23 protein-coding genes are annotated in these 22,112 nt (G+C 67.7%); 16 read left to right on the top strand and 7 right to left on the bottom strand.

Features of this window, described 5'->3' with window-relative positions:
* Nucleotides 1-168: 168 nt before the first annotated feature.
* Both ACFVBH_RS21040 and ACFVBH_RS21035 read right to left on the bottom strand, forming a co-directional pair.
* Nucleotides 169-1,404 carry a cytochrome P450 gene (locus tag ACFVBH_RS21040; protein ID WP_379003589.1) on the bottom strand — a complete coding sequence of 412 codons (1,236 nt, stop codon included), beginning with the start codon at nt 1,402-1,404 and terminating at the stop codon, nt 169-171.
* A gap of 21 nt (nt 1,405-1,425) precedes the next feature.
* Nucleotides 1,426-2,658, bottom strand: coding sequence for a cytochrome P450 (locus ACFVBH_RS21035; protein ID WP_379003587.1), 1,233 nt, complete (start codon nt 2,656-2,658; stop codon nt 1,426-1,428).
* Between the two features lie 343 nt (nt 2,659-3,001).
* Here ACFVBH_RS21035 and ACFVBH_RS21030 point away from each other — a divergent pair, with 343 nt between their 5' ends.
* The 6 genes from ACFVBH_RS21030 (at nt 3,002) to ACFVBH_RS21005 (ending at nt 7,940) form a co-directional block, all read left to right on the top strand.
* Entirely contained in the window at nt 3,002-3,895 is an 894-nt protein-coding gene (locus tag ACFVBH_RS21030; protein ID WP_379003585.1) for a hypothetical protein, read from the top strand.
* A 346-nt stretch (nt 3,896-4,241) separates the two neighbouring features.
* On the top strand, nt 4,242-4,736 hold the full coding sequence (locus ACFVBH_RS21025) for a hypothetical protein (RefSeq protein ID WP_379003583.1): 495 nt from the start codon (nt 4,242-4,244) through the stop codon (nt 4,734-4,736).
* Between the two features lie 222 nt (nt 4,737-4,958).
* On the top strand, nt 4,959-5,837 hold the full coding sequence (locus ACFVBH_RS21020) for an NAD(P)-dependent oxidoreductase (protein WP_379003581.1): 879 nt from the start codon (nt 4,959-4,961) through the stop codon (nt 5,835-5,837).
* A gap of 166 nt (nt 5,838-6,003) precedes the next feature.
* Nucleotides 6,004-6,330, top strand: a complete 327-nt coding sequence (locus ACFVBH_RS21015; RefSeq protein WP_379003579.1) for a helix-turn-helix domain-containing protein — start codon at nt 6,004-6,006, stop codon at nt 6,328-6,330.
* A 113-nt stretch (nt 6,331-6,443) separates the two neighbouring features.
* On the top strand, nt 6,444-7,001 hold the full coding sequence (locus tag ACFVBH_RS21010; protein WP_379003577.1) for an ATP-dependent Clp protease proteolytic subunit: 558 nt from the start codon (nt 6,444-6,446) through the stop codon (nt 6,999-7,001).
* A gap of 171 nt (nt 7,002-7,172) precedes the next feature.
* Nucleotides 7,173-7,940: a hypothetical protein gene (locus ACFVBH_RS21005; RefSeq protein WP_379003575.1), complete on the top strand. Its 768-nt coding sequence runs from the start codon at nt 7,173-7,175 to the stop codon at nt 7,938-7,940.
* A 771-nt stretch (nt 7,941-8,711) separates the two neighbouring features.
* On the opposite strand, the gene ACFVBH_RS21000 is transcribed toward ACFVBH_RS21005, so the two are convergent.
* Nucleotides 8,712-9,821, bottom strand: a complete 1,110-nt coding sequence (locus ACFVBH_RS21000; protein ID WP_379003573.1) for a TerD family protein — start codon at nt 9,819-9,821, stop codon at nt 8,712-8,714.
* Nucleotides 9,822-9,926: 105 nt separating this feature from the next.
* On the bottom strand, nt 9,927-10,550 hold the full coding sequence (locus ACFVBH_RS20995; RefSeq protein WP_379004561.1) for a winged helix-turn-helix transcriptional regulator: 624 nt from the start codon (nt 10,548-10,550) through the stop codon (nt 9,927-9,929).
* An 82-nt stretch (nt 10,551-10,632) separates the two neighbouring features.
* On the opposite strand from ACFVBH_RS20995, the gene ACFVBH_RS20990 reads away from it, so the two are divergent.
* From ACFVBH_RS20990 to ACFVBH_RS20980, 3 genes are all read left to right on the top strand, one after another.
* Nucleotides 10,633-11,514 (top strand): alpha/beta fold hydrolase, encoded by an 882-nt coding sequence (locus ACFVBH_RS20990; RefSeq protein ID WP_379003571.1) that lies wholly within the window; start codon nt 10,633-10,635, stop codon nt 11,512-11,514.
* A 208-nt stretch (nt 11,515-11,722) separates the two neighbouring features.
* Nucleotides 11,723-12,094 carry a hypothetical protein gene (locus ACFVBH_RS20985; RefSeq protein ID WP_379003569.1) on the top strand — a complete coding sequence of 124 codons (372 nt, stop codon included), beginning with the start codon at nt 11,723-11,725 and terminating at the stop codon, nt 12,092-12,094.
* A gap of 232 nt (nt 12,095-12,326) precedes the next feature.
* On the top strand, nt 12,327-13,448 hold the full coding sequence (locus tag ACFVBH_RS20980) for an FAD-dependent oxidoreductase (protein WP_379003567.1): 1,122 nt from the start codon (nt 12,327-12,329) through the stop codon (nt 13,446-13,448).
* Between the two features lie 53 nt (nt 13,449-13,501).
* Here the strand turns inward: ACFVBH_RS20980 and ACFVBH_RS20975 are convergent, their stop codons facing one another.
* Nucleotides 13,502-13,954: a bacteriocin immunity protein gene (locus tag ACFVBH_RS20975; protein WP_379003565.1), complete on the bottom strand. Its 453-nt coding sequence runs from the start codon at nt 13,952-13,954 to the stop codon at nt 13,502-13,504.
* A 302-nt stretch (nt 13,955-14,256) separates the two neighbouring features.
* Here ACFVBH_RS20975 and ACFVBH_RS20970 point away from each other — a divergent pair, with 302 nt between their 5' ends.
* The 7 genes from ACFVBH_RS20970 (at nt 14,257) to ACFVBH_RS20940 (ending at nt 20,268) form a co-directional block, all read left to right on the top strand.
* Nucleotides 14,257-14,820 (top strand): type 1 glutamine amidotransferase domain-containing protein, encoded by a 564-nt coding sequence (locus ACFVBH_RS20970; protein WP_379003563.1) that lies wholly within the window; start codon nt 14,257-14,259, stop codon nt 14,818-14,820.
* A 126-nt stretch (nt 14,821-14,946) separates the two neighbouring features.
* On the top strand, nt 14,947-15,267 hold the full coding sequence (locus ACFVBH_RS20965) for a hypothetical protein (RefSeq protein WP_354987743.1): 321 nt from the start codon (nt 14,947-14,949) through the stop codon (nt 15,265-15,267).
* A 395-nt stretch (nt 15,268-15,662) separates the two neighbouring features.
* Entirely contained in the window at nt 15,663-16,748 is a 1,086-nt protein-coding gene (locus tag ACFVBH_RS20960; protein ID WP_379003561.1) for a sensor histidine kinase, read from the top strand.
* Nucleotides 16,745-17,410, top strand: coding sequence for a response regulator (locus ACFVBH_RS20955; protein WP_379003559.1), 666 nt, complete (start codon nt 16,745-16,747; stop codon nt 17,408-17,410). The genes ACFVBH_RS20960 and ACFVBH_RS20955 overlap by 4 nt, the downstream gene beginning before the upstream one ends.
* Nucleotides 17,411-17,475: 65 nt before the next feature.
* Entirely contained in the window at nt 17,476-18,906 is a 1,431-nt protein-coding gene (locus ACFVBH_RS20950; RefSeq protein ID WP_379003557.1) for a nitrilase-related carbon-nitrogen hydrolase, read from the top strand.
* A gap of 558 nt (nt 18,907-19,464) precedes the next feature.
* Nucleotides 19,465-19,857, top strand: coding sequence for a roadblock/LC7 domain-containing protein (locus ACFVBH_RS20945; RefSeq protein ID WP_379003555.1), 393 nt, complete (start codon nt 19,465-19,467; stop codon nt 19,855-19,857).
* Between the two features lie 39 nt (nt 19,858-19,896).
* Nucleotides 19,897-20,268 carry a hypothetical protein gene (locus ACFVBH_RS20940; protein WP_354987740.1) on the top strand — a complete coding sequence of 124 codons (372 nt, stop codon included), beginning with the start codon at nt 19,897-19,899 and terminating at the stop codon, nt 20,266-20,268.
* Between the two features lie 80 nt (nt 20,269-20,348).
* Here ACFVBH_RS20940 and ACFVBH_RS20935 read toward each other — a convergent pair whose 3' ends face one another.
* Together ACFVBH_RS20935 and ACFVBH_RS20930 are read right to left on the bottom strand one after the other, a co-directional pair.
* Nucleotides 20,349-21,203: an alpha/beta hydrolase gene (locus tag ACFVBH_RS20935; protein ID WP_354987739.1), complete on the bottom strand. Its 855-nt coding sequence runs from the start codon at nt 21,201-21,203 to the stop codon at nt 20,349-20,351.
* Between the two features lie 111 nt (nt 21,204-21,314).
* A complete protein-coding gene (locus ACFVBH_RS20930; RefSeq protein ID WP_354987738.1) occupies nt 21,315-22,070 on the bottom strand; it encodes an alpha/beta hydrolase in 756 nt (251 codons plus the stop codon).
* Between the last annotated feature and the right edge of the window lie 42 nt (nt 22,071-22,112).

Here is a 22,112-nt window from a genome sequence, read left to right as displayed (position 1 = left end):
GTTGGACCGTTGAGCACACCGAGCCTAGCCGAGATGCGGCATGCGGTGAGAATCTCCAGCTGAGCGCGGTGCGGCCGGGCGGTGGCGCGGATTCGGCCGGGCAGCGGGGCCGGGCCGCGGCCCTCCGATGAGCGCGGACACGGCGTCGCTCATCGGAGGCGGCTCGGCTCAGGAGTCGAGGTACACCGGCAGGCTGGCGTGGCCGTTGGAGATGAACGAACTGGTGGTGCCGAGCTCGGCGGGATCCTTGGCCAGGCGCATGTTCGGGAAGCGCTCGAACAGCGCGGAGAGCGCGATGTGCGCCTCCAGCCGAGCCAGCGGCGCGCCCAGGCACAGGTGCGCGCCGTAGCCGAACGCCATGTGCGACTTCACTTCCCGCGCGATGTCGAACTCGTCCGCGGTGTCGCCGTGGACCTTGGGATCACGCCCCGCGGCGGCATAGGACGCCAAAATGGCTTCGCCCCGGCCGATTCGGACGGGACCGGCGGGGGTGTCGATGTCGAGATCCTCGACCGCGTACCGCAGCGGCAGGTGCGCGACCGGCGCTTCGAACCGCAGCGCTTCCTCGACGACCTCGTTCCAGGTCACGGTCCCCGCGACGACCTTGGCGTACTGCTCGGGCTGGGTGAGCAGCAGGTAGATGGCCTGGTCGAGGAGGTTGACGGTCGTCTCGTGCCCCGCGCTGATGACCAGCAGCAGGGTGTCGACGAGTTCCTGTTCGGTCAGGCTCGAGCCGTCGTCCTCGTCGCGGTGGGTGATGAGCACGCTGGTCATGTCGTCGCCCGGGTTGTCGCGGCGGTAGGCCACCAGCTCGCGCAGGATCCGCTGCATGTCGACGAAATTGGCCATCGCCTGTTCGGCTGTGAGCGATGTGTCGAAGATGCCGTCGACGCACGCCCGCAGGCCGGGGTGCAGGGTGTCGGGCACGCCCATCAGTTCGGAGATGACCGCGATCGGCAGTGGGTAGCAGTAGTTCTCGCGCAGATCGACCGGCTGGCCGGGCGGGGTCTGCGCGAGCTGGTCGAGCAGGTCCGCGGCGAGACCCTCGACCCGTGGGCGCATGGCCTGGGTGCGGCGACCGGTGAAGGCGGGCTGCACGAGCTTGCGCAGGCGCGTGTGGTCCTGGCCGTAGGCGGTGAACATGTTGGTCACCGCGACCCAGGTGTACAGCGGCCAGTCCGCGCCGACCTTTCCGGAGATGAAGTCGGGCCAGTGCTGACGGGCGTCCTTGGAGACGCGAGGGTCGCGCAGCAGGGTGTGCAGGATGTCCTGATCGGTGATCGCCCAGGCGCGCACCTCACCGGGCAGCTCGACCAGGGTGACCGGGCCGCGGGCGCGGATGCGGGCGGACTCGCCCTGGATGTCTGCGCCGGTCGGGTCCAGGACCAGTGGTGTGTCGGTCATCGTAATTCCTCACTCGGTGAACTAACTCGGATGCGGGGATCGGGGGAACGTGACCGGCAGTGCGGTCAGCGCTCGGTGGAACGGGCCCGGACGCCAATCCAAATCCGCTGTGGCAACGGCCAATCGGAGGTCCGGCAGCACATCGAGCAGGTAGTCGATCGTGTCGATGGCGATCTGGTAGCCCAGGTGCTGAGCCGGGCATCGATGCGGCCCGGCGCTCCAGGCCAGGTGGGATCGATTGCCCGTGTGCAGGGTGCGGTCGGTGTGGATGCTCGGGTCGGCGTTGCACGCGGCCATGCTGATGACGACGGGCCGGTGGGCGGGCAGCCAGGTGTCCTCGATCAGGGTCGGCTGCGGGGGATAGGTGGTGCAGAAGTTCGCCAGCGGCGGGTTGGTGAACAGCACCTCGTCGAGCGCGTCGCGGGTGAGCAGGCTGCCGCCGATGAGGTCGCCGGCGAAACGGTCGTCGGTCATCATCAGCAGCAGCGCGTTGGAGATCAGGTGCACCTGCGGTTCGCTGCCGGCGCCGTGCAGGGTCACGAGCTGATGGATGAGTTCCTCGGTGCTCAGGTCGGCCGAGCCGAGCATGCGGGAGGTGATGTCGCTGCCCGGGCACGCGCGCTTGCGTTCGATGTGCTCGACGAGCGCGGCGATGAGCATGGCATTGCCCGCCGCGGCGTCGGCGGTGGCGTCGAACATCAATGCCATTCCGGCGCTTACCCGTTCGTTGGTGTCGTCATCGAAACCCAGGACGTACGCCAGCACCTGATGAATGATCGGGTAGATGTACTGCCCGAGCAGATCGGCCGTACCGTCCCGGCCCCGGGCGTCGCCGCCGAGCTGCTCGATCAGCGGTTCGGCGAATTTCTCGATGACCGTGCGCATCCCGTGCAGATCGACCGTGTCGATCGCCGCGACGTTCGCGGCTCGATACCGCGCGTGCTCGTGCCCGCTGCTGCGCAACGCGTTGGGCCGCCATTCCATCATCGGCAGGATCGGGCATTGCGGGTCGACCGAGGTCTGCCAGCCGCGCGGATCCGCGGGAAAGTGCGCGGGGTCGTTGAGGATCCGCAACGCGGTGGCATACCCCACCACCAGGGTGGCCGGCACTCCCGGCGCGAGCTCGACCGGCACGAGCGACCCGTAGGCCGCCCGCCACCGCGCGTAGGCGGCATGCGGGTCCTGCGCGAATTCGCTGGTGTACATCGGCTCCGCGGGCGGCTGTGCGGGTCCGGGCGGATAGGAAGTGGTCACGGTGAAATTCCCTGGATGGTCGTGGTCGGATGACGGGCGATCAAAGGGGTGCGTCTCTATCGTGCGCGGACAGCCGGTGTTCGGCCCCCGGTGGGCGGCGCCCTACGCCAGGTGTGGCCATGGCTATCCGTGTGTGTCCCCCATTTCCTCTGTCCTGGAACAGCTTCAAGACATCGTTAGCTACCGTACGCATAGAGTGGTTGCGGCGCACAACAATCGAAGGCGGTGGGGCCGGGCGCTCTGCGATGCCCGCGTCGGTGGTAGCGGGATCCACTGACGCGCAAGCGTCGTCACCGTAGGATGATCATTCAGTCTGTTTGACAGTCGTTTTCGGGGTGGGTTCATGAGTTCGTCGCCGGTTCCAGCGGAGCTGCGCATCAATCACGCGCCGCCGGAAGAGTATGTGCGGCAACGGGTCACCAACACCTTGATATTGTCGGTGTTCTGCGCGGTGGTCGTCGGCGGCCTGTATTTCCTGTTGAACCTGCGCTACTGGGCCCTACTGGGTCTGGTGCCGATGCTGCTGGTCGTACCGTTCGGCGTGATCGGCTTCGTCCGGAACGTCACCCGCGCACCGATGTACCGCGCGACCGTATCCGAGCTCGTCATGTCCCGGCGCTGGCGTCGTGACTGGTCACAGATCGAGTGGATGTCGATCGGCGGCAAGTACGGCGCCGAGTTCCGGGTCGGCCTGCGTGACGGACGCACGAGCAGGGGTTTCGCCTTGACCGGAGGCTACGACGTGCAGTGGTGGGAGTTCTTCGACTACATCGGAAAAGTAGCCCCGCACGTACGTTTCATCGACCGCCGCGACCACGATCGGGCGTGGCGTCAACGCACGTCGTCATCGGCCGCACCCGAGCGGCCCTCCCGCCCCGCCGAGCGGATCGCTCAGTTTCTCGCCTCGGCCGGGGGGCTCGCGGCGATCATCGCCGGCCTGCTCTTCTTCGTCTGGAACTCCGCCGACCCCGACCGCGCCATGTGCGACGAGCGGGAGATGTCGCCGGGCGACAGATGCGTGTCCTCGACCGGCAAGACCACCACCTACGCCGACGAACTCGCCACCAGCAGCCGCCAGCGGGACGGTGCGCCGACAGCACTCGCCGTCGCGCTCGGCGGCGTGGTCGTGTCCATCGGCTCGTTCACGGCGCTGGTCATCATGGGGCGCGGGGATTGGCAGGATGAGGATCCGGCCCTGCCGCCGGTCACCACCTACCGGGCCGTCGATCGAGGCTGAAACGCCGGGCCCCGGGTAACCCGGGAGTCTGCGTCTATCCCCTTGTGCCTCAGTGGGGTTCGTCGAAGGTGTCGGTTCCGTCGAACGCGGACACGTAATTGCCCGCGAACTCGATCACCGCCTGATCCCTGACTGTCATTGCAAGACAGAGCAATTCATCAAGCCGTTGAACGGCAGAATCGGCGGTCAACCCGGACAGCGCATCCAGCGAACGGAGGTGGCTCGAGTGGCCGCGCTGCCCCTGTAATTAGGGGGTCGGCCCGAATCTGAAATTGCCATGGTTCAGAGTTTCGGGAAGCTAGCCTTCACCGACCCCGCGGGTGGGTCGCGAACCGGAGGTGAGTGAATGAGCACTGGACGTTGGATTGCCAGGGGTGCAACAGGTTTGACGGGTGCCGCGGCCTTGGCCGCCGTGATCGCGGCGCCGGCTTCCGCGACGGTAACCGAATTCGTCATCGATCCCGCCGGTGGGCCGTACGTGGTGGGGCAGCGCTACCAGCTGTACGCATCCGGCGAGCTGTCGCGCATGGACCTGCAGAACCCGCGAGTTGTCTTCTTCGACAACGGCGAATGCATCGGGAACAGCGGGACACTGGGCGGCTACGAGGGTGGCGGCACCTACGCGTCGGTGCAGTGGGTGCCCACCATTCCCGGAACTCACGTGCTGGTCACCCGGCACGCCGGTACTTCTCGGACGATCACGGTGACGGTCGAGCGGGCGCCGGCCGGAAGCGTCACCGCCAGCCCCCTCAATCAGGGTGCGTGCGGTCTCATCGAAACCGGCAGTCTCGGCCGCTACGGCATCCTCCCGGCGCTGACCGGCAGCAGCGCCGGTTCCTGATCGGCAACCGGTGAACCGCCGGCCCGGTCGGTGAAGACCCGCGGAGAACTCACACGGGGTCTCCGCGGGCCGGGGTTTCCGGCGAAAATATTCCGGTTCCCGCGACTTTTCACTCGCCGCGAAACCGGCGGATTTTGCTCCGCGGACCGGAATGCGGTCTTGTCCGGCGGGGGTTACCCCTGCTTGTCGCCACACCGGCGTACCCACGGCAGGAGAACACCAATGACTACCGCACACCCGACCAGCCTGGCCGTCCTCGGTCTCGGCCAACTCGGAGCAACTCTGGCCCGGGCGTTTCTGGACAACGGCCATGACCTCGCGGTGTGGAACCGCACGCCCGCCAAGGCGGATGCTCTGGTCGAACGCGGCGCGCGGCGCGCGGAGTCGGTGGCCGATGCGGTGCGCACGGCCGACCTGATCATCACGGTGGTGTCGGATTACGCTGCCGCCGAACAGCTTCTGGAGCCGGTCGTCGACGACCTGCGCGGCAAGACGATCGTCAACCTGATCTCCGGCACTCCCGAGCAGGCCAGGGCGCTAGCGGCCTGGTCGGGCGAACGCGGCATCGGCTACCTCGATGGCGCGGCGATGAGCGGCACCACGGTGGTCGGGAAGCCGGAGGCGCTCTTCATCTTCAGCGGGCCGGAAGAGTCCTTCGCCGCGCACCGGCCGGCGCTGTCCGCCCTCGGCAACGCGGTGTACCTGGGCGCCGATCCCGGACTCGCCGCCATGTACGACACCGCGCTGTTCGGCCTGATCTGGGGCTCGCTGAGCGGCTTCTACCACGGCGCGGCGCTCCTGGGGACCGAGCAGGTAGCGGCGAAGACCTTCGCCGAAGTCGCGGTCGGGCACCTGTCGTTCATCGCGCGCCTGTTCGCCGAACACGCGAGCCAACTCGATCGCGGCGAGTTGTCCGACGCCGACGGCACGGTGAAGGTGCACGCCGACGCGGTACACCACCTGCTCGAGACCAGCCGCCGCCAGGGCATCGACACCGCGGTACCCGAGCTGTTCGCCCAGCTGCTCCGGCGCGGAATCGACTCGGGGCGAGGCGGTTCCGGCGTGGCCGTGGTCGCCGAGTCGATCAGAAACGGTGTGTGAGCCGGGCAGGCGCTCGATTCGCTCGCGGCCGGCGTCTTTCGATCCGACCGGATGTGTCCGTGTTGCCTGGGCGGGAGGTATCCAGATGCGGCGGTGATGGGCTCACTGCCGAACCGGCCCGCTTCGATGTCTGCCGATATACCTAAAATGAGATATCGTTTTAGGTATGAACGAGGAGGCAACCCAGTCGCCGGGAGAGGACAACCTCCCGGTGTTGCCCGGGTTCCAGGAAATGGCGCTTCGCAAGATGTCGCAGGATCAGGCGCGGCTGATCGCCGAACTGGCGCGGCGACGCCGGGCGGCGGGGTTGTCCCAGACCGAGGTTGCCGCACGCATGGGCACCTCGCAGTCGGCGGTGGCGCGGCTCGAGACGGAGAACGTCGACGTGCGGACCTCCACATTGCAGCGGTACGCCGCCGCGATCGGCAGCCGCATCACCCTGCAGGTGACCAGTGCGACAGCGGAATCGAATCGGATCGGAGATAAGCCTTGAGGATCGACACGAGCACACCCACTTCCCAATGGCAGCCGTGGCCGTCGGAGTATCCGAACTCCCATCCGGTCGAACACGCAGAGCCGCAGCCGGTTCCGGCTGCGCTGCCTCCGATGCAGGTATGGATCGATCAGCATCGGGACGAGCCGATGCAGGCATCGCCCACACCGCGAACGGTTTTCGTGCACGGGCGCCTGGATGGCGCGGCCGCCACGGAGCTCTGCGCTCGGCTGCTGACGCTGGACGCGGAGAGCGCCCAGCCGATCCGGCTCGAAATGCACGGGCTGGAAGCGGATCTGCTCGACGCCAGCACCGTCACCGATGTCCTGGACGTTCTCCGGGCGCCGGTGAGCGCCTATGTGAGCGGCACGCTCGCCGGGGCGGCGCTGGGGGTGCTCGCCGCGTGCAAGCACCGTTACGGCTACCGAACTGCTCAGTTCGTCCTACGGGAACCGTCGGTGCATCTGGACGGTGGGCTCAGTCGTGTCGAACCGCGACTCGACCACGCGCGAGCCATGTTCGGGGAACTGATCTCTCGATTGGCGGACCTCACCGGCCGTGACGCGGACCAGATCCGCCACGACATCGAACAACAGCGGACACTCACCACCGCCGCCGCGGTGGAGTACGGCTTGATCGAAGGCCCCGCAACCCAGGAACAGCCACGCTGAACGCGGCGCCGGCCGGCCTACCGATCCGAAGGGAGCACTCGTCACGATGGGCGGGTGCTCCCTTCGTGATCGGAAGTGCCGGGGCTGTTTCCGTGCCGGTCCGAAGTTGGCGGAACGTCCACACTGCCGATGAGGATGTGAGTTGGCCTGCGGCAGTACGCTGCGACAGCCATGATCACCCGTACTTCCGACCGCAGTGGGCCACCCGGTGAGCCGCCGATCCGGCGGATCTTCCGGGACGTCGTCACCGACCGGCTGACAGGCCCGCGTCCGCCGCAGGCGGCGATGCTGTTCCAGGCCTCGGTCGACCCGTTCTGGACCGACGATCGCTTCTTTCTCGCGGACTTCTACAGTGAGATCCTCCATCAGGACACCTGCCTACCCGATACTCCCGACGGCGTCGCGCTGCTGGCGGCCTTGGCCATCGACGACCGCGTGCCACCACAGCAGCGTTTCCGGGTGATCAGCCTGCTGTTCGGCATCGCCACCCTCGCGGACCGCCACGCGGCTGAATACTGGCCCGGCACAACACCGTACGCGGATCCCGAGAACGAGAACCGAGCACGGGAGGCGGTCCGGCGCTGCACCCCGGGCCTGCTCGCCCGGTGGGCATCCGAACGCCCGGCGGTCCGGTTGGCACTCGCGGCCCTGGCCGTGGTGTTCCCCACCGCCCGAACGCTGCCCGCCCTGACCCCGCGGCTCGAAGTGTTTACCGAGCAGCACCCGCCGTGCACCGACATCGGCGACTACGTGCGATTCATTCTGGTACTGGCCGCCGGGAACGACACCCGAACCCGCACTGCCGTCGCATCTCTCACCACCACCGCGTGGGAGGGCACCCCTCGCGAAGCGCCGCCGTCGGCCCGATCCGCCCACCTACTCGGCCAGATGCTGAACCGGGTCGGATCGGGACTCACGCGGTCGCACTCCGGAAAATGACTCCATGGCGGGTGTGAAAATCAACTCTCCGCGCCTTATCCGACCGCCGCCGAACGCTTTGTAGTGCTGAATGCCGGACCGGCTGGTTCTCGATGTCGTGAGGTGGGCGGAACAGGTTCGCCGTGAGCCCTGCGAGATCGTTCATGTCACGCCTGATGCGGAGGCGAACGATGACCGAGAACCTCGCGAGCGTGCACAGCGATTCATCCGCCGTAGTGCACGAGGCACGACACTTTGATTGCGCGTCGCCGCACCGGCGGATGCGGGGGATGAGGGGTACATCCACCGGTGCGGCAACGCATCTCCGAACGAGCCCCGTGTAGGCCGGGACCGCGTCGGCTGCCCGACACCTCGCCCTCCGCGGCACGGTGTCGCAACCGAAGTATCCGCGCGCGAACCACTCAAACGGATTGCGCGCGAACCAGTCCCGAATGTCGGAATATTCGGGTGCTGCAGGGCAGCGGCGCTACATGTCTGCTCGGTGCGAGCGTGCGGTCAGCCGCGGCTGTCGGGCCGCATTGGATGGCGGTGCACAGCGCACGGGCGGCCAACCCGAGATCGAACGCGCGGTCACGCTCGATTTCGGTCATCCGCCACCGTCCGCCCACGCCAAATCATCAACGGTTACTGGATCAGCTGTCGGCGAGCAGGGCTGCGCGCGAGCCTGATGTGTGCGCCCGCGCGGCAAATTCACCTGTGCCACTGCGCTTCCAGTTCCATGCCTCGAAGCGGCTGTGGAATTCGCCGACCGCGGAGATCCCCATACCTGTATCAGGCGAGGTATTTCGTCAGGTGGGGGAGGGCCTCGCCTGGGTGGGTGGCGATGATCGGGTCGCCGATGGCCTGGAGTTTCCAGCCGGACCGGGTGCGATAGAGCTTGCCCAGGACGAGGCCGGTGTGCCGGCCGCCGCCGGCGAGGTCGAAATGCGCGAGCTCCGCGCCGCGGACGCTGTCGAAGAGATGGCAGTGGGCGTTGCCGACCGTGTCGAAACTGTGCCCGCCGTACGAGGTTACGATCAGAACGACGGTCGCGACCTGATCGTGGATGCGGGCGAGGTCGGCGGTGATGATCTCGCCGTCCCCCGCGCCGTGTCCGGTCAGATCGTCGCCCAGGTGCCGGACCGAGCCGTCCTTGGAGCTGAGCTGCGCGAAATACACGACGTCGAGCAGCTGGTGCCGGTGGTCGAAAAGCAGTGCGGCGGAGTCGAGGTCGATCCGCGCGGCGGCGTCGACCGTCGACAGCGGATCCCAGCCGACACTCATCCGGACGTGATCGAGGCTCTCGCCGGTGCCGGTTCGCAGCCGGATGGTCTGGCCGGGATCTAGCTCGAGAGATCGCGAAATGTCCACGACCGCTTCGGTGGGCGGCTGGACATGCACCGGGTGGCCGTCGAGGAACACGTGGTGCTGTGCCATCAGGCCGATGAAGCCGCCGGCGTGGCCGCGCCCGCGATCGACGATCTGCCACCGGTTCTCGACGCGTTCGATATCGAGCGCGATCAGCGCGCTGACATCGTCGAGGTCGAACAGCTTGTAGCTGTGGGCGATCGCGCCGCGATCGTCGCTCGCCTCGATCACCACCGTTTCGCCGTCGAACGTCCCATGGGGATTGTCCAGGCCCAGAACCACACGCACGGTGGTGATTTCGGTGGGAACTCGACCGAGATCCAGCTCCAGCGCGGAGAACATCCCGGGTTCCGAGTCCAGTGATCGCACCCCCGGAGCCTCACGCTTGGCACCGAAGACGAAGTCGGTGTCGTCGTGACGCGTACCGGTGGCGGTGAGCAGGAACGCTCCCAGATGCGCGGGCGCGTGGGTTCGCGCCGCCAGCAGCACGCGGGTGGTTCCGGCCGGTACGGGCCGCCGATCATCGACCAACATGGTTCCCCTTCAGAGCCCGGGAACGCCCGGATCGGCGTTCACGACACCGCCCACCGTATCGGCCCGTCGCCGCCACTGCTCGAACCGTTTTCGGCGCAGGCGAGTTCAGGCGGCGAATGCGCTGCGGACCACGGACTCATCACCGTCGATCCTCAGGCCCAGAGCGAGGGCGTCGTCGACGGAGAGCGCGCCCGCGGCGAGTCCGAGGATGAAGGCGGGATCGGCGCGGACGGTCGCGTCGAGTTCGCCGCCATCGTGAGGAGCTACTTCGAATCCCGTTCTCGCCGAGCGGAGTTGAAAGGTCCGCTCGCCGATCTCGAGGCCGATCGTCGCGGAGGGGCGGTCCCCGACCCGGGCGGCGAGCAGCGCGGGGACGGCGAGGGCCAGCCATTCGGGCCGGAACGTATCGGTGCCGGGGCCGGAAGTCATCAGTGGGGTGGACCAGCGGATGAGGCCTTCGATCGGCTCACGCAGCTGGGCGCCCCAGGGGGTGAGAGCGTATTCGACCGTGTTGCCCGTGCCCGTCAGCCGGCGTTCGATCACTCCGGAGGCTTCGAGGTCGCGCAGGCGGTCGGCGAGCAGGTTGGTCGCGATGCCGGGCAAGCCTTCGATCAGGTCGCGGTAGCGGGCGGGGGCGAGGAGCAACTGGCGCACGATGAGCAGATTCCATCGGTCGCCCACGACCTCGAGGGATCGGGCGAGCCCGCAGTACTGGCCGTAGCTACGCATCAATTCCTTCAATCGCTTGAGAATTTCAAGTGCACTTGAGAAGATCAAGCATACATTGATGGCGAACGTAGGGGGTTTCACCATGACCGATACCACCGGCCGCGTTCGACCCGCCTGGGTCGATGACGCTTTGTTCCCGTTCGAGAGCCGCTTCGTCGATATCGACGGCCACACCGTGCACTACGTCGACGAAGGGTCCGGTCCCACACTTCTTTTCCTGCACGGCAATCCGACCTGGTCGTTCCTGTGGCGTGCGGTGATCAGCGCACTGCGCGACGACTTCCGATGCGTAGCAATGGATTACCCGGGCTTCGGGCTCTCTGTGCCCGAATCCGGCTACCGCTTCCTGCCCGAGCAGCACGCCGATGTGGTCACCGGGTTCGTCGATGCACTCGGCTTGGAGCAGGTCACGCTGGTCGGGCAGGACTGGGGCGGTCTGATCGGTCTGGCGGTCGCGCAGCGGCGGCCGGACGCCTTCGAGCGGTTCGTGCTCGCCAACACCTGGGCGTGGCCGGTCAACGGCGTCCCGCACTTCGAAGCCTTCGGCCATCTCGCCGGTAATCCGTTGAGCCGCTTACTGGTCCGCCGGTTCAACCTGCTGGTCAACGTGTTCATCCCGACCGGCCACCGCAGGCGCAAACCCACCGTCGCCGAGATGGACCACTATCGGCGGGCCCTGGGCACCCCCGAGCGCCGTCAAGCCTCCGCGGTGCTGCCGGGCCGGGTCCTGGCGAGCCGCGAGTTCTTCGCCGAGGTCGAGGCGAAGCTGCCCGATATCGCCCACCGGCCGACCCTGATCATATGGGGCGATGCCGACATAGCCTTCCGCCCCGAGGAACGCCGGCGGCTGGAAACGACCTTCCCCGAACACAAGACGGTCATCGTCGAGGGCGCGGGCACCTACGTGGAGTCCGACGCCCCCGAGGAGTTCGTCTCCGCGATCCGCGACTGGATCGCGACGTAGCTGGCTGCCTGCCTCGGGTATCGCCGTGTGCGGGGGCTGCGCCGCGAGGGGGTCGCGCTACCGGCCGAGATCAGCGTCGACTTGCGAACGGATGGGGCGGCACCCGGGTCGGCATCTTCGGCGAGGTCCCGCGGACTTTGGTTCGTGCCGAACGACGCGGCGTCCATCGCGCACCGTCGAGCGAGGGCCGATGTGCGAGGGTGAGTGCATGTTCGAACTACTCGGGGGCTTGTGTTTCTTCGCCATGATGGCGGTGGTGATCGTGCTCGTCATCAGAGCCGCTACATCGTCCAAGCGCCCGCCCCACCGGCCCGGCGCCGGTTACCCCGGCTACCCGCCGGGCCACAACATGCAGCCGGGACCGTATGCGCCGCAACAGCAATGGACTCCGCACCCCGGGCAGTATCCGCCGCAGGGCTATCCGCAACCGGGCCCGGCGAATCAGGCCCCGTATGGCTATCAGCAGCAGCCGGTGTACCCGCAGCAGCAGCCGGTGTACCCGCAGCAGCAGCCGGTGTACCCGCAGCAGCCGCCGGCGTTCCCGCAGCAGCCGCCGTCCGGCTACCCGCCCGCGACCTGACCCGAGCCCGGCCGGTGTGGCGCGTTGCGCCGTGAGCAGCCTCACCCGCCGCCCCTCCGGCACAGAGCTATGGTTGACCTGTCGCGAAAAGCGTGGCCCGCCGTCAGCGCGGGACATCGCCCGTACATCGATTCAGTTCTGATCGTTGAGCGTCTCCCTACCGGGATCGGGCCACACCGCCCGCTCCCGGCAACCGTGCCGACACGCGTCGGCGAGCCGGAGGAGCGCCACCATGCAGAAGACCATTGCCATCGTCGGAGCCGGACTGGGCGGACTGACTCTCGCTCGAGTACTGCGGGCGCACGGTGTCGCAGCGACGATCTATGAGGGCGAGGCCTCGGCGACCACCCGTACCCAAGGCGGCCTGCTCGACATCCACGAAGAGACCGGTCAACTCGCGCTGCGCGCGGCCGGTTTGTACGACGATTTCCGCACGCTGATCCGCCCCGGCGAGGACGCCAAGCGCGTGGTCGACCGTCACGGCGACATTCTGCTCGACAGGCCTGCGGAACCCGGTTCCGCTCGTCCGGAGGTGGACCGCGGTGAACTGCGCCGCCTGCTCATCGATTCGCTGCCTCCCGGGACGATCGAGTGGGGTCGCAAGCTCTCATCGGTCCGGCCCCGCACGGGCGGAGGCTATGACCTCGCTTTCGCGGATGGCTCCGCCGCTCACGCCGACATCGTCATCGGTGCCGACGGCGCGTGGTCGAAGGTGCGCCCGCTACTCACTCCCGCCGAGCCCGTGTACAGCGGAATCTGTTTCATAGAAATCGCTTTCGCCTCGGCGGCGCGGGCCGCTCGGGCGGGCGTGGCCGAGATCGGCAGCGGCACGCTGATGGCTGTCGCGCCCGGCAAAGGCATCATCGCCCATCGCTACGCCGACGGGCGCGTGGCCGGATACGTGGCTCTGAACAAGCCCGAGGAGTGGATGAGGTCGATCGACTTCACCGACCCGCCCGCGGGCCTGCGCGAAGTCGCCGCCGAATTCGAGGGCTGGTCGCCACGACTGACCGCCTTCGTGACCCGCAGCGACGCGGAACCCTGGCTCCGGCCCATCTACGCCCTCCCCGTCGGGCTCACCTGGGACCGGGTCCCGGGCGTGACACTCATCGGCGATGCCGCGCACCTGATGTCACCCTTCGCCGGTGAGGGTGCGAACCTGGCGATGTACGACGGCGCCGACCTGGCGAGCAAGCTTGTCGGTCACCACGATGCCGAAGCCGCGATCACCGAGTACGAGGAGCAACTGTTCCGGCGTGGCGGTGATGCTGCCGCTCGCTCGGCGCGAAACCTCGAGACCTTCTTCGGTCGGGAAGCGCCACGGAGCGTGGTCACCATGTTCGACCACTCCTGAAGCACCACAACCGTTCTGGACTCACACGGTCACTTTCTCGAGGTGTGCAACCGCTACAGTTCGATCGGCCGATACTTCAACGCCGCGTCCACGACCGACTCGGCCGAGAGCTCCGCGAGTCCGGGTTCCGGGTGGTAGATCAGATCCGCCGCGCGTGGGTGCGGCACGTTCGTGGTGAAAACCAAGAGGTAGTAGTCGGTCTCGGGATCCGCGGCCAGAATCCGCTCCACGACGGCTACCAGCTCCTCGCGCGTGATGTCGGGAAACCGGGGCCACGCCGGGCGGGCCGCCTCGCGGGCGAAATCGTCGAGGTCGCGGGCACCGTGATACCCGATGAAATCGAGGGGCGTGTAGCTGTGCCCGGTCTCGGCGTTGAACGTCGCCACCGCTTCCTCGGCGGGCGCGCCGCTGATGATCAAGTCGGCGATTCGCTCGATCTGGGTGCCGAGTTCGGAGAGGCGCGTTCGAGTCACGCTGGGTGGGAGCAACTCCGGGCGCAGGTCCATACCAGGCATTATGCGATGTAGCTCGCACCGACGGTGAGCGTCGGCGGGGTGCGCGCCCCGCCCGGACGCCGAGCCCGCGGAACATCTCGACCTCTGCCATGTCCGGACGCGTGCCGGTGATCAGGTCACGCGTGTCCCGAGAACACACGCCGGGCCGCCCCTGTGCCCGCGATCAAGCTGCGGAGGGGCCCCATGGTCGGGAGCTACGTGGTTGAGGCCTTCCTTGGTGGGTAAAGCGCGGAGGTACCGCGGTTGGGACCGGCACCGGTCCGGGCCGAAGACCTTGATCACGGGAGGTTTCGATGTCCGACGAACTCGATGGCATGCGGGTGCTGATCGCCACATCGAACACGGGTGTGGAACACGACGAGCTGGTGGTGCCGCGCGATCGGTTGCGTGAGCGTGGTGCGCAGGTGACCCACGGCGCGATCGAGCGGGCTCCCGTGCGGACGTTCCGGCATGATCTGGAGCCGGACGAGGTCGTGCAGCCCGATACCGCGCTCGCCGAGATCGATCCGGCTGCCTTCGACGTGCTGGTTGTTCCGGGCGGAACCGTCAACGCGGACAAGCTCCGCGTCGACCCGTCGGCACAGGGCCTCGTTCGGGCGTTCGTCGAGGCGGGGGCCCCGATCGCCGCGATCTGTCACGGGCCGTGGCTGCTGGCGGAGACCGGCATCGCGAAAGGCAAGACCCTGACCTCGTACCCGTCGTTGCGAACGGACCTGGTCAATGCGGGTGCCGACTGGGTCGACGAGGCGGTGGCGCGCGACCCCCGCGAAGGATGGACGCTGATCACCTCGCGCACGCCCGAGGACCTGCCGGATTTCGTCGACGCTATCGCCGCCGAACTCGCAGCGCACACCTGAGCACCGGCCGCGACCACCTGCCCGAGTCGGTGGAGTTTCGGTGCCGGCCGGGCGGGCATACGCGGTAGACCGACCCGCGGCCGGGCTGAGCGCACGGCCCGGACCAATGGACGAAGGTGGGAATCGGTGGGACAGCGTGTGCGTACGAGCGTTTCGATGATGGTGGCCGTGACCGCGGCGGTGCTCGCGCTCGCAGGGTGTGACAAAGCCGAGGACGTGGTCAACCGAGGTGGCGATACCCCGTGCAACGAGTTCGTCGCGCAAGACCGCGACAAGCAGGAAATGACGGTGCGCAAGTACCTGCAGAAGGACACCGAGCTGGCGACGCCGTCGTCTCAGGACATCGCCGGCGCGATCTCGGTCATCGATCCGATGTGCCGCGCCCAGTCCGACACCGAGACGCCGATCCGTAACGCCGACCTCTCGGGAATCCTGCCCCCCAGGTAATAGCCTCCGCCCGAACGGGACACGACCACACGACCACACCGCGATATCGCTCCCGGTGGCGATGCCGTGCGGCGGGTCCGGTCGTCGATCATGATGATCAATTCCCCGATCACGTGTCCGTCAGGAATCGGTGCACCCGTCCACCCGGGTGCATGATGAAACATCGACCGCACGAGATCGAGCAGCCGGACCCCGGACACGTGCGGCAGTGACGCGACGGGAACCGGAAGACTCGACGGCCTATGAACATTCGTGATTCCGACGCGATCACCTCTGCCGCGCGGGAGCAGTCGACGAGCGAGTCCGTCCCGCGCTCACGCCGGACGATCGGGCACGGGGTCGTCCGAGAACCGCGACCGGGCAGCGAGCCGGAACCGCTGTCCGGACGATCGCCTGTGCCACCGTGGGCGGTAGACGGCGCGGTCGCGGCGCTGGTGACCGCGGCCACGGTCGGGCCGCAGATACTCGAGGGGCGACCCTGGTGGGTGATCGTGCCGGCGTTGGCCGCGTCGGTGCCGCTGCTGTGGCGCAGGCGGGCACCGCTGCCGACCCTGGGCGTGGTCGCGGCCGCGGTTGTCGTACTGGCGTGCGTGCACGCTCTCCCGATGCTGCCGTACGGAACCGCGGTGTGCGCGTACACAATCGCCGCCTACGCCCGGCCCTTCGAACGCGCGACCGCGATCGCCGGGGGAGTGCTGGCGATCCCGGTTTCCCTGGTGCTCCCGGGTGAGCCGATCGAAGCCTACGGATACGCGGCCTTGACGTTCCTCACCGCCTGGGTCCTGGGCGCCGGCGTGCGGGCGCGCCGCACACAGATCGAATTGCTGCGGGAACGCACACGTCGCATGGACGAGGAACGGGCCGCGGCGGCGGCCCGCGAACGGGTCCGTATCGCCCGGGATGTGCACGATATCGTCACGCACGCACTGGGTCTGATGATCGTGCAAGCCGAGACCGGCCCGCTGCTCACCCACACCGACCCGGCCCGCGCCGATGCCACCTTCGCCGGAATCGCCGACACCGGCCGTGTCGCGGTGCGCGAGCTGCGGCACAGCCTCGCTACTTTGCGCGAGGGCGGTGACTCCGCACGACACCAACCGGGTCTCGACGCCATCCCCGATCTCGTGGAACTGAGCCGGCGCAGCGGTCTTCGGACGAGCTTCGATGAGAACGGCACGCGCCGAACAGTTTCCGGCGAGGTCGCCGTGGCCGCGTATCGGCTGGTCCAGCAGGCTCTGGCCAATACCCTCGAGCACTCCCGAGCCGGGCGTGCGGAGGTCGTCCTGCGCTGGTCCGATACCGGGCTCATCGTCAGCGTCACCGATGACGGCCGAGCCGAACCCGCGCTGCCCACCGGCTCGGGATCGGGCTTGATCGGCCTGCGGGAGCGGATCGAATCCTGCGGTGGCGTGCTTACCGGCGGTCCATCCGGGTCCGGCTTCACCGTCGTCGCTGAACTGCCGACCGAGAAGGAGCTGTGAGCGTGCGGATACTCGTGGTCGATGATCAGGATCTGTTCCGCGGCGGCTACTCGATGATCCTGTCGGCCGAACCGGATATGACCGTCGTCGGGGAGGCCGCCGACGGGCGTGAAGCCGCCGCGCAGGCCGAGGTGCTTGCGCCCGATGTGGTGGTGATGGACATTCGCATGCCGCGCCTGGACGGCGTCGCCGCCACCGCCCTGATCTGCGCCGCCACCACGGCGAAAGTCCTGGTACTGACCATGTTCGACACCGACGAATACCTTTACGCCGCCCTGCGGGCCGGTGCGAGCGGATTCCTGCTCAAGGACGCCCGCCGCGAGGAACTGATCACCGCGGTACGGGTGGTCGCCGCCGGGGAAGCCCTGCTCGCACCGGCGGTCACCCGCCGCCTCATCGCTCGGCTCGCCCAGCAGGGACACCCGCGACCGGAACTGGCGGCCCGGCTCGACGGGCTCACCGAGCGAGAACGCGACACGCTGCGTGAACTGGCGCGCGGGCAATCCAACGCCGAGATCGCGCGCGCCCTGACCGTCAGCGAACACACCGTGAAAACACATGTCAGTACCGTGCTCTCGAAGCTCGCGCTGCGAGATCGGTTGCAAGCGGTGGTGTTCGCGTACGAGGCCGGACTGGTGATTCCGGGCCGGGATCACCCGTAGGGACCAGGTGGAACTCGCTCCTGTCGGCGATGTGCGCGAGAGCCCGCGGAACCAGCATCGACGGTGTGAAAACATATCTGCCGGTGGTGGTCTCGGTGGCTGTCTCGGCCGCGCTGTGGCTGTTCGGGACCGGATTGCACCCGTATCCCGGGATCGTTGCCCTGGCACCGCTTCCGGTGCTGCTGATCGCCTCGCGCGTGCCCCGCCGAATCGCTTTCGCCGCCGCGCTCGTCTCCTGGCTCGCCGGCGCCATCCCGTTCGCCGTCTATTTCTCCCGCACGCTCGAACAGCCCCCGCTGCCGACGATCCTGCTGCTGGGCGGCACGGCCCTCACCTATGCCGCTCTGATCACTGTGACCGGCACGCTGATTCGCAGGGGCCGGGCGGGCGCGGCACTGCTGACACTGCCCGCGGGCTGGGCGCTGATGGAGTTCCTGTTCTCGGCCACCGGCCTGTTCGGCGCCTGGTGGAGTCTGGCCTACACCCAGACCGAGGTCCTGCCCCTGATTCAAATCGCCGCGGTGACCGGACGACTCGGCATCTGCTTCCTGATTCTGCTGATCCCGGCCGCGGTCACGGTGCTGATCGATGATCGAGTGCCGCGGCAGCAGCGGATTCGCTGCGCGGTCGGTGTGTGCGCGGTGGGCGTCGCGGTCGCCGGGTACGGGTCGTGGCGGTTGTCCGCGCCCGCGGGACCCGATTCGGTGCCGATCGCTCTCGTCGCGGTGGCTCAGCCGGACGATTTCGTACCCGTCGATACCCCGGAGGGACACGACATGATCATCAGAGTGGTCGCCGAAGTGGAACGGGTCGCCGACCACGGAGCACGAGTTGTCGTGCTCCCGGAAAAGTCGTGGCGGGCAGATGAAGCCACCCTCCCGGTCCTGGCCGGTCCGCTCACCGACGTCGCGCTCAGACGTGACGTGCACATCGTCGCCGGACTCGTTCTCAGTCGCGGCGAGACCAGCGTCAACGCGGCCATCGACTTCCCGTCCGGGCTGGTCTACGCCAAACAGCACCTGGTCGCGGGATGGGAGGCCGAACTCGTCCCCGGCACCCGCCTGGCACCCGTGCCCGGCACCGACTGGGCGATGGCCGTGTGCTTCGATCTGGACTTCCCGGACCTGGTCCGCGCCAACAGAAACCAGGGCGCCTCGCTACTGCTGGTCCCCGCCTTGGACTTTCGCGACGACCACTGGATGCACAGTCGCATGGCAGTGCTGCGCGGCGTCGAATCCGGCGTCGGCGTCGCGCGTGTGGCACAGCTGGGCGACCTGGTTCTCAGCGACGCGAACGGCCGGATCCGTGCCACCGCCCCAGCGGACTTCACCCGAACCGCGAGTGTGCTGGCGACCGTGACCCAACCCGCTGATCCGACCCCGTACGCGAGGTTCGGTGAGTGGTTCGCCGTACTGATCGGCCTGATGTTCGCGTTCACGGTCCTGACCACCGTCCGCACCCGCGGGGGCGACGACAACCACGAGAGAGCCTCATGACGCCCGGCGGACCGTTGCGATCCTCTCGTTCCCGTTCCTGGCCGATGTTGCTGCGATTTCGCCGCCGGGTCGCTATGCTTGTTCGTATCCGAACGAACAGCCTCGAAACTGCCGGTATCCCAACATCGTTCGGGAAATGCAGGTGGCTCGACCCGATGCGGGCACTGTGTGAGTGCCTCGTTCGATGCTCGTGCACTTGCGAATAGAGCTGTTGCGCAAAAGAGTTGGCGCATCGCCGCTAGAACCGCGGCGTGACCGCCTCATATCCATACCGGGAACGAAGATACGCAGTGTGGACCTCGTGGGCGAGGCTCAGCCAGGTCGGCGACGGCGGTTCTGATCGGCGTATTGACTTGGGGTGCAACCGATAGCGGTTCGGGAGGTGTATCCGGCGTACTCGATCGGCAAGACACCGGGCGGTCGGCGCTACGGGGTTCCAGGACCGTGCAACGTCGAACACGACTGTTCATCGCTTGCGGCTCGACTCGCCGTCGAGGCGGGCGAGGTGGTTCGTGCGTGGACAAGGGAAGGGGACGGCCGTTGTTATCTCAGGAGTCGGTGTCGTCGCATCTATCGATCGATACTCAGCTGCGAGCGTTGCGTCACCGCGTCCCGTATCTGATGGGCGCACTGGTCGCCTCCAGCGACGGGCTGGTGATCGCACACAACCTACCCGCGGAGATCGAGCCCAGCGGGATCGCGGCGCTGGCGGCGACCCAGTGGTCGCTGTCGGTGCGGTTCATCGCGACCACCCACGCTTCGGACCTGAACGAGGTCGTCATCGAAGGACGTGGTGGACGGGCCGTGGTCTACGGCGCCGGCGCCACGGCGGTCCTGACCGTGCTGACCGACCCCGACGCGGTACTGGCGCGCGTACACCTGGAAGCGCGACCGGTCGCCCGCGAGATCGCGGAGTTGCTGACCTCGGCGGCCGCGACGAGCACCACCTGAATTGCATTGCACCGCAGTCCATGAAGAAGGGATCGTGTGATGTCGAATCTGGATGTGGCGTTGAAGGAAATGATGGACGTCGACGGCGCGCTCGGCGCCGCGGTCGTCGATTACACCAGCGGGATGACCCTCGGCACGGCCGGTGGCTCGCCGGGGTTGGACCTGCAGGTCGGGGCGGCCGGGAACACCGAGGTGGTGCGCGCCAAGATGCGCACCATCGAGCAGATGGGCCTGAACGAGGGCATCGAGGACATCTTGATCACCCTGGCGGGCCAGTACCACCTGCTACGCCCACTGAACTCGCAGCCGTCCGCGGGCCTGTTCCTGTATCTGGCGCTGGACCGCTCACGCGCCAATCTCGCTCTGGCACGGCACAACCTGCGCAGAATCGAGGAAGGGTTGCAGATCTGACCCTGCCCCGGGCGGCGACGGAAGCGGCTATCGAGACTCGCGTTTGATCGTGCGATAGCCGGGCTGCGGCCGCGTGCGTGCTAGCGGTTGAATCGCGACGAATGCTTGTCGACGAACGCCAGGGCGAGGTCGGCGACCTCCCGCCAGCCGGAGTCGATGATCAGCGAGTGTCCCCGGTTCGGAACGATCGCAAGCTCGGTATCGGCAACCTTCTTCTGCTGTATGCGGTATTCGTTCTCCACGACCGCCTGCGGCACGGTGTTGTCCTCGGCGCCGGCGATCAGTAGCAACGGCCCTCGGTTCTGATTGTCGGTGACCACCTTCGTCTCCGCGAACGGATTGAAATTGGCGGTCGCGGCCTGGAAGATCGGCACACTCGACGCGGGGACGTGGAACTCCTCGTAGAGTGCGCGACCCTCGCTTTCGCTCAGCGCGTTCGACCAGCCGAACGCGAACTGCTCCCAGGTAAGTGTCACGCCGTGCCTGGTGTGATTGAAGCGGAGTAGCGCGGGCGCCGCGGCTTTGAGTGCCTTGGGCGGGAGCGCGGTCACACCCTGGAACTGGGCCGGGCTGATGGCGACCGTTGCGGCGTTCTTCGATTCGCCGGCGAGCTTCTGCGCGATGAGGCCACCGAAACTGTGACCGATCACCACCGGTGCTCGGTCCAGGGCGTCGATTGCCTCGGCGTAGTGCTCGGTGACCTGATTGACCATCTTCCCCGCGAAGGCGTCCGGGTTGGCCTTCGCTTGATCGACCGTGTCCGGGTCGTCGGGCCAGCCGGGAGCGAGGGTGGCATAGCCCTGGTCCTCGAACAGGTCACGCCACACGCGCCAGCTGCTGGAGAGCAACCAGAGGCCGTGCACGAACACGACCGGGGTCTTGCCGGAGGCGTTCGCGGCGGTGATCTCGTCGAGTTCCGTGGAGGTCAGAGTCATTGCGGTTCCGTTCTGTCGTGGGTTGTGCACGGGCTCAATCCGTTTCGGCGCCGATCGTGCAGCTCTCCGGACATCTCGAGAGCTGCACGGTCATCGCGTCCGCGCCGCTGCTTACCGCGCCGACGATTCGGCCGGCTCGTTCTGCGCGGCGGTCACGGCGGCGAGAGCCTCGCGGATCACAGCGACGACCTCCGCGGGACGGGCGTGCATGACGAGGTGTGAGGACTCGACCTCGACGACCGATACTCCGGCGCGCTCGTAGCCGAAACGCTGCACGTCGGGGTTGATCGCCTGGTCGGCGGAGGCGACGATGCCCCACGCCGGCTTCTCGGCCCAGGCGGGCGCGCCGACAGCGGGTTCGCCGAACGCGGCCGCGGCGAGCGGGCGCTGGGACACGGCCAGGACCGTGGTCAGCGCGGCGTCGACCTCGGCTGCGAAGATCGCCGGGAATCGGGTGACGTCGACCGACACGTCGGTGCCGGGCTCGGCTGCTCCTTCGATCGGATACGGGGTGTAGACCAGGGCTTCGCCCAGGGGCGAGGGGGCGAAGCGGTTCTGCAGTTCGCCCAGGCTCTCGCCCTCGGCGAGCACATATGCGGCCAGATAGACCAGGCCGGCGACGTTGGGTTCGTTGCCGGCGACGGTGATGACCGCTCCTCCGTAGGAATGCCCGACGAGCAGGACCGGGCCGTCGATCCGGCGCACCACGGAGGCGATGTAGGCGGCGTCGGCGGCGAGGCTGCGATTGCCCGACGGCGGCGCTACCACCTCGATGCCCGCATCCAAGAGCCGGCGGACAACGGGGGCGTAGCTCGAGGCGTCGGCGAAGGCGCCGTGGACCAGAACGACGGTGGGGGAGTTCGACATGATGGGCTTCTTTCGTGAACCGCCCGGGGCGGCGGACTCGTC

This window comes from Nocardia sp. NPDC057668 (assembly GCF_042799795.1).
Taxonomy (GTDB): Bacteria; Actinomycetota; Actinomycetes; order Mycobacteriales; family Mycobacteriaceae; genus Nocardia.
Note: the sequence above shows the minus strand (reverse complement) of the source record. Positions and strands in the feature narration are given on the sequence as shown.

What these genes read in the sequence shown, in the direction of transcription:
- ACFVBH_RS21040 (WP_379003589.1), bottom strand. Translation starts at nt 1,404, where the DNA reads ATGACCGACACACCACTGGTCCTGGACCCGACCGGCGCAGACATCCAG.
- ACFVBH_RS21030 (WP_379003585.1), top strand. Translation starts at nt 3,002, where the DNA reads ATGAGTTCGTCGCCGGTTCCAGCGGAGCTGCGCATCAATCACGCGCCG.
- ACFVBH_RS21025 (WP_379003583.1), top strand. Translation starts at nt 4,242, where the DNA reads ATGAGCACTGGACGTTGGATTGCCAGGGGTGCAACAGGTTTGACGGGT.
- ACFVBH_RS21020 (WP_379003581.1), top strand. Translation starts at nt 4,959, where the DNA reads ATGACTACCGCACACCCGACCAGCCTGGCCGTCCTCGGTCTCGGCCAA.
- ACFVBH_RS21015 (WP_379003579.1), top strand. Translation starts at nt 6,004, where the DNA reads ATGAACGAGGAGGCAACCCAGTCGCCGGGAGAGGACAACCTCCCGGTG.
- ACFVBH_RS21010 (WP_379003577.1), top strand. Translation starts at nt 6,444, where the DNA reads ATGCAGGTATGGATCGATCAGCATCGGGACGAGCCGATGCAGGCATCG.
- ACFVBH_RS21005 (WP_379003575.1), top strand. Translation starts at nt 7,173, where the DNA reads ATGATCACCCGTACTTCCGACCGCAGTGGGCCACCCGGTGAGCCGCCG.
- ACFVBH_RS21000 (WP_379003573.1), bottom strand. Translation starts at nt 9,821, where the DNA reads ATGTTGGTCGATGATCGGCGGCCCGTACCGGCCGGAACCACCCGCGTG.
- ACFVBH_RS20995 (WP_379004561.1), bottom strand. Translation starts at nt 10,550, where the DNA reads ATGCGTAGCTACGGCCAGTACTGCGGGCTCGCCCGATCCCTCGAGGTC.
- ACFVBH_RS20990 (WP_379003571.1), top strand. Translation starts at nt 10,633, where the DNA reads ATGACCGATACCACCGGCCGCGTTCGACCCGCCTGGGTCGATGACGCT.
- ACFVBH_RS20985 (WP_379003569.1), top strand. Translation starts at nt 11,723, where the DNA reads ATGTTCGAACTACTCGGGGGCTTGTGTTTCTTCGCCATGATGGCGGTG.
- ACFVBH_RS20980 (WP_379003567.1), top strand. Translation starts at nt 12,327, where the DNA reads ATGCAGAAGACCATTGCCATCGTCGGAGCCGGACTGGGCGGACTGACT.
- ACFVBH_RS20975 (WP_379003565.1), bottom strand. Translation starts at nt 13,954, where the DNA reads ATGGACCTGCGCCCGGAGTTGCTCCCACCCAGCGTGACTCGAACGCGC.
- ACFVBH_RS20970 (WP_379003563.1), top strand. Translation starts at nt 14,257, where the DNA reads ATGTCCGACGAACTCGATGGCATGCGGGTGCTGATCGCCACATCGAAC.
- ACFVBH_RS20940 (WP_354987740.1), top strand. Translation starts at nt 19,897, where the DNA reads ATGTCGAATCTGGATGTGGCGTTGAAGGAAATGATGGACGTCGACGGC.
- ACFVBH_RS20935 (WP_354987739.1), bottom strand. Translation starts at nt 21,203, where the DNA reads ATGACTCTGACCTCCACGGAACTCGACGAGATCACCGCCGCGAACGCC.
- ACFVBH_RS20930 (WP_354987738.1), bottom strand. Translation starts at nt 22,070, where the DNA reads ATGTCGAACTCCCCCACCGTCGTTCTGGTCCACGGCGCCTTCGCCGAC.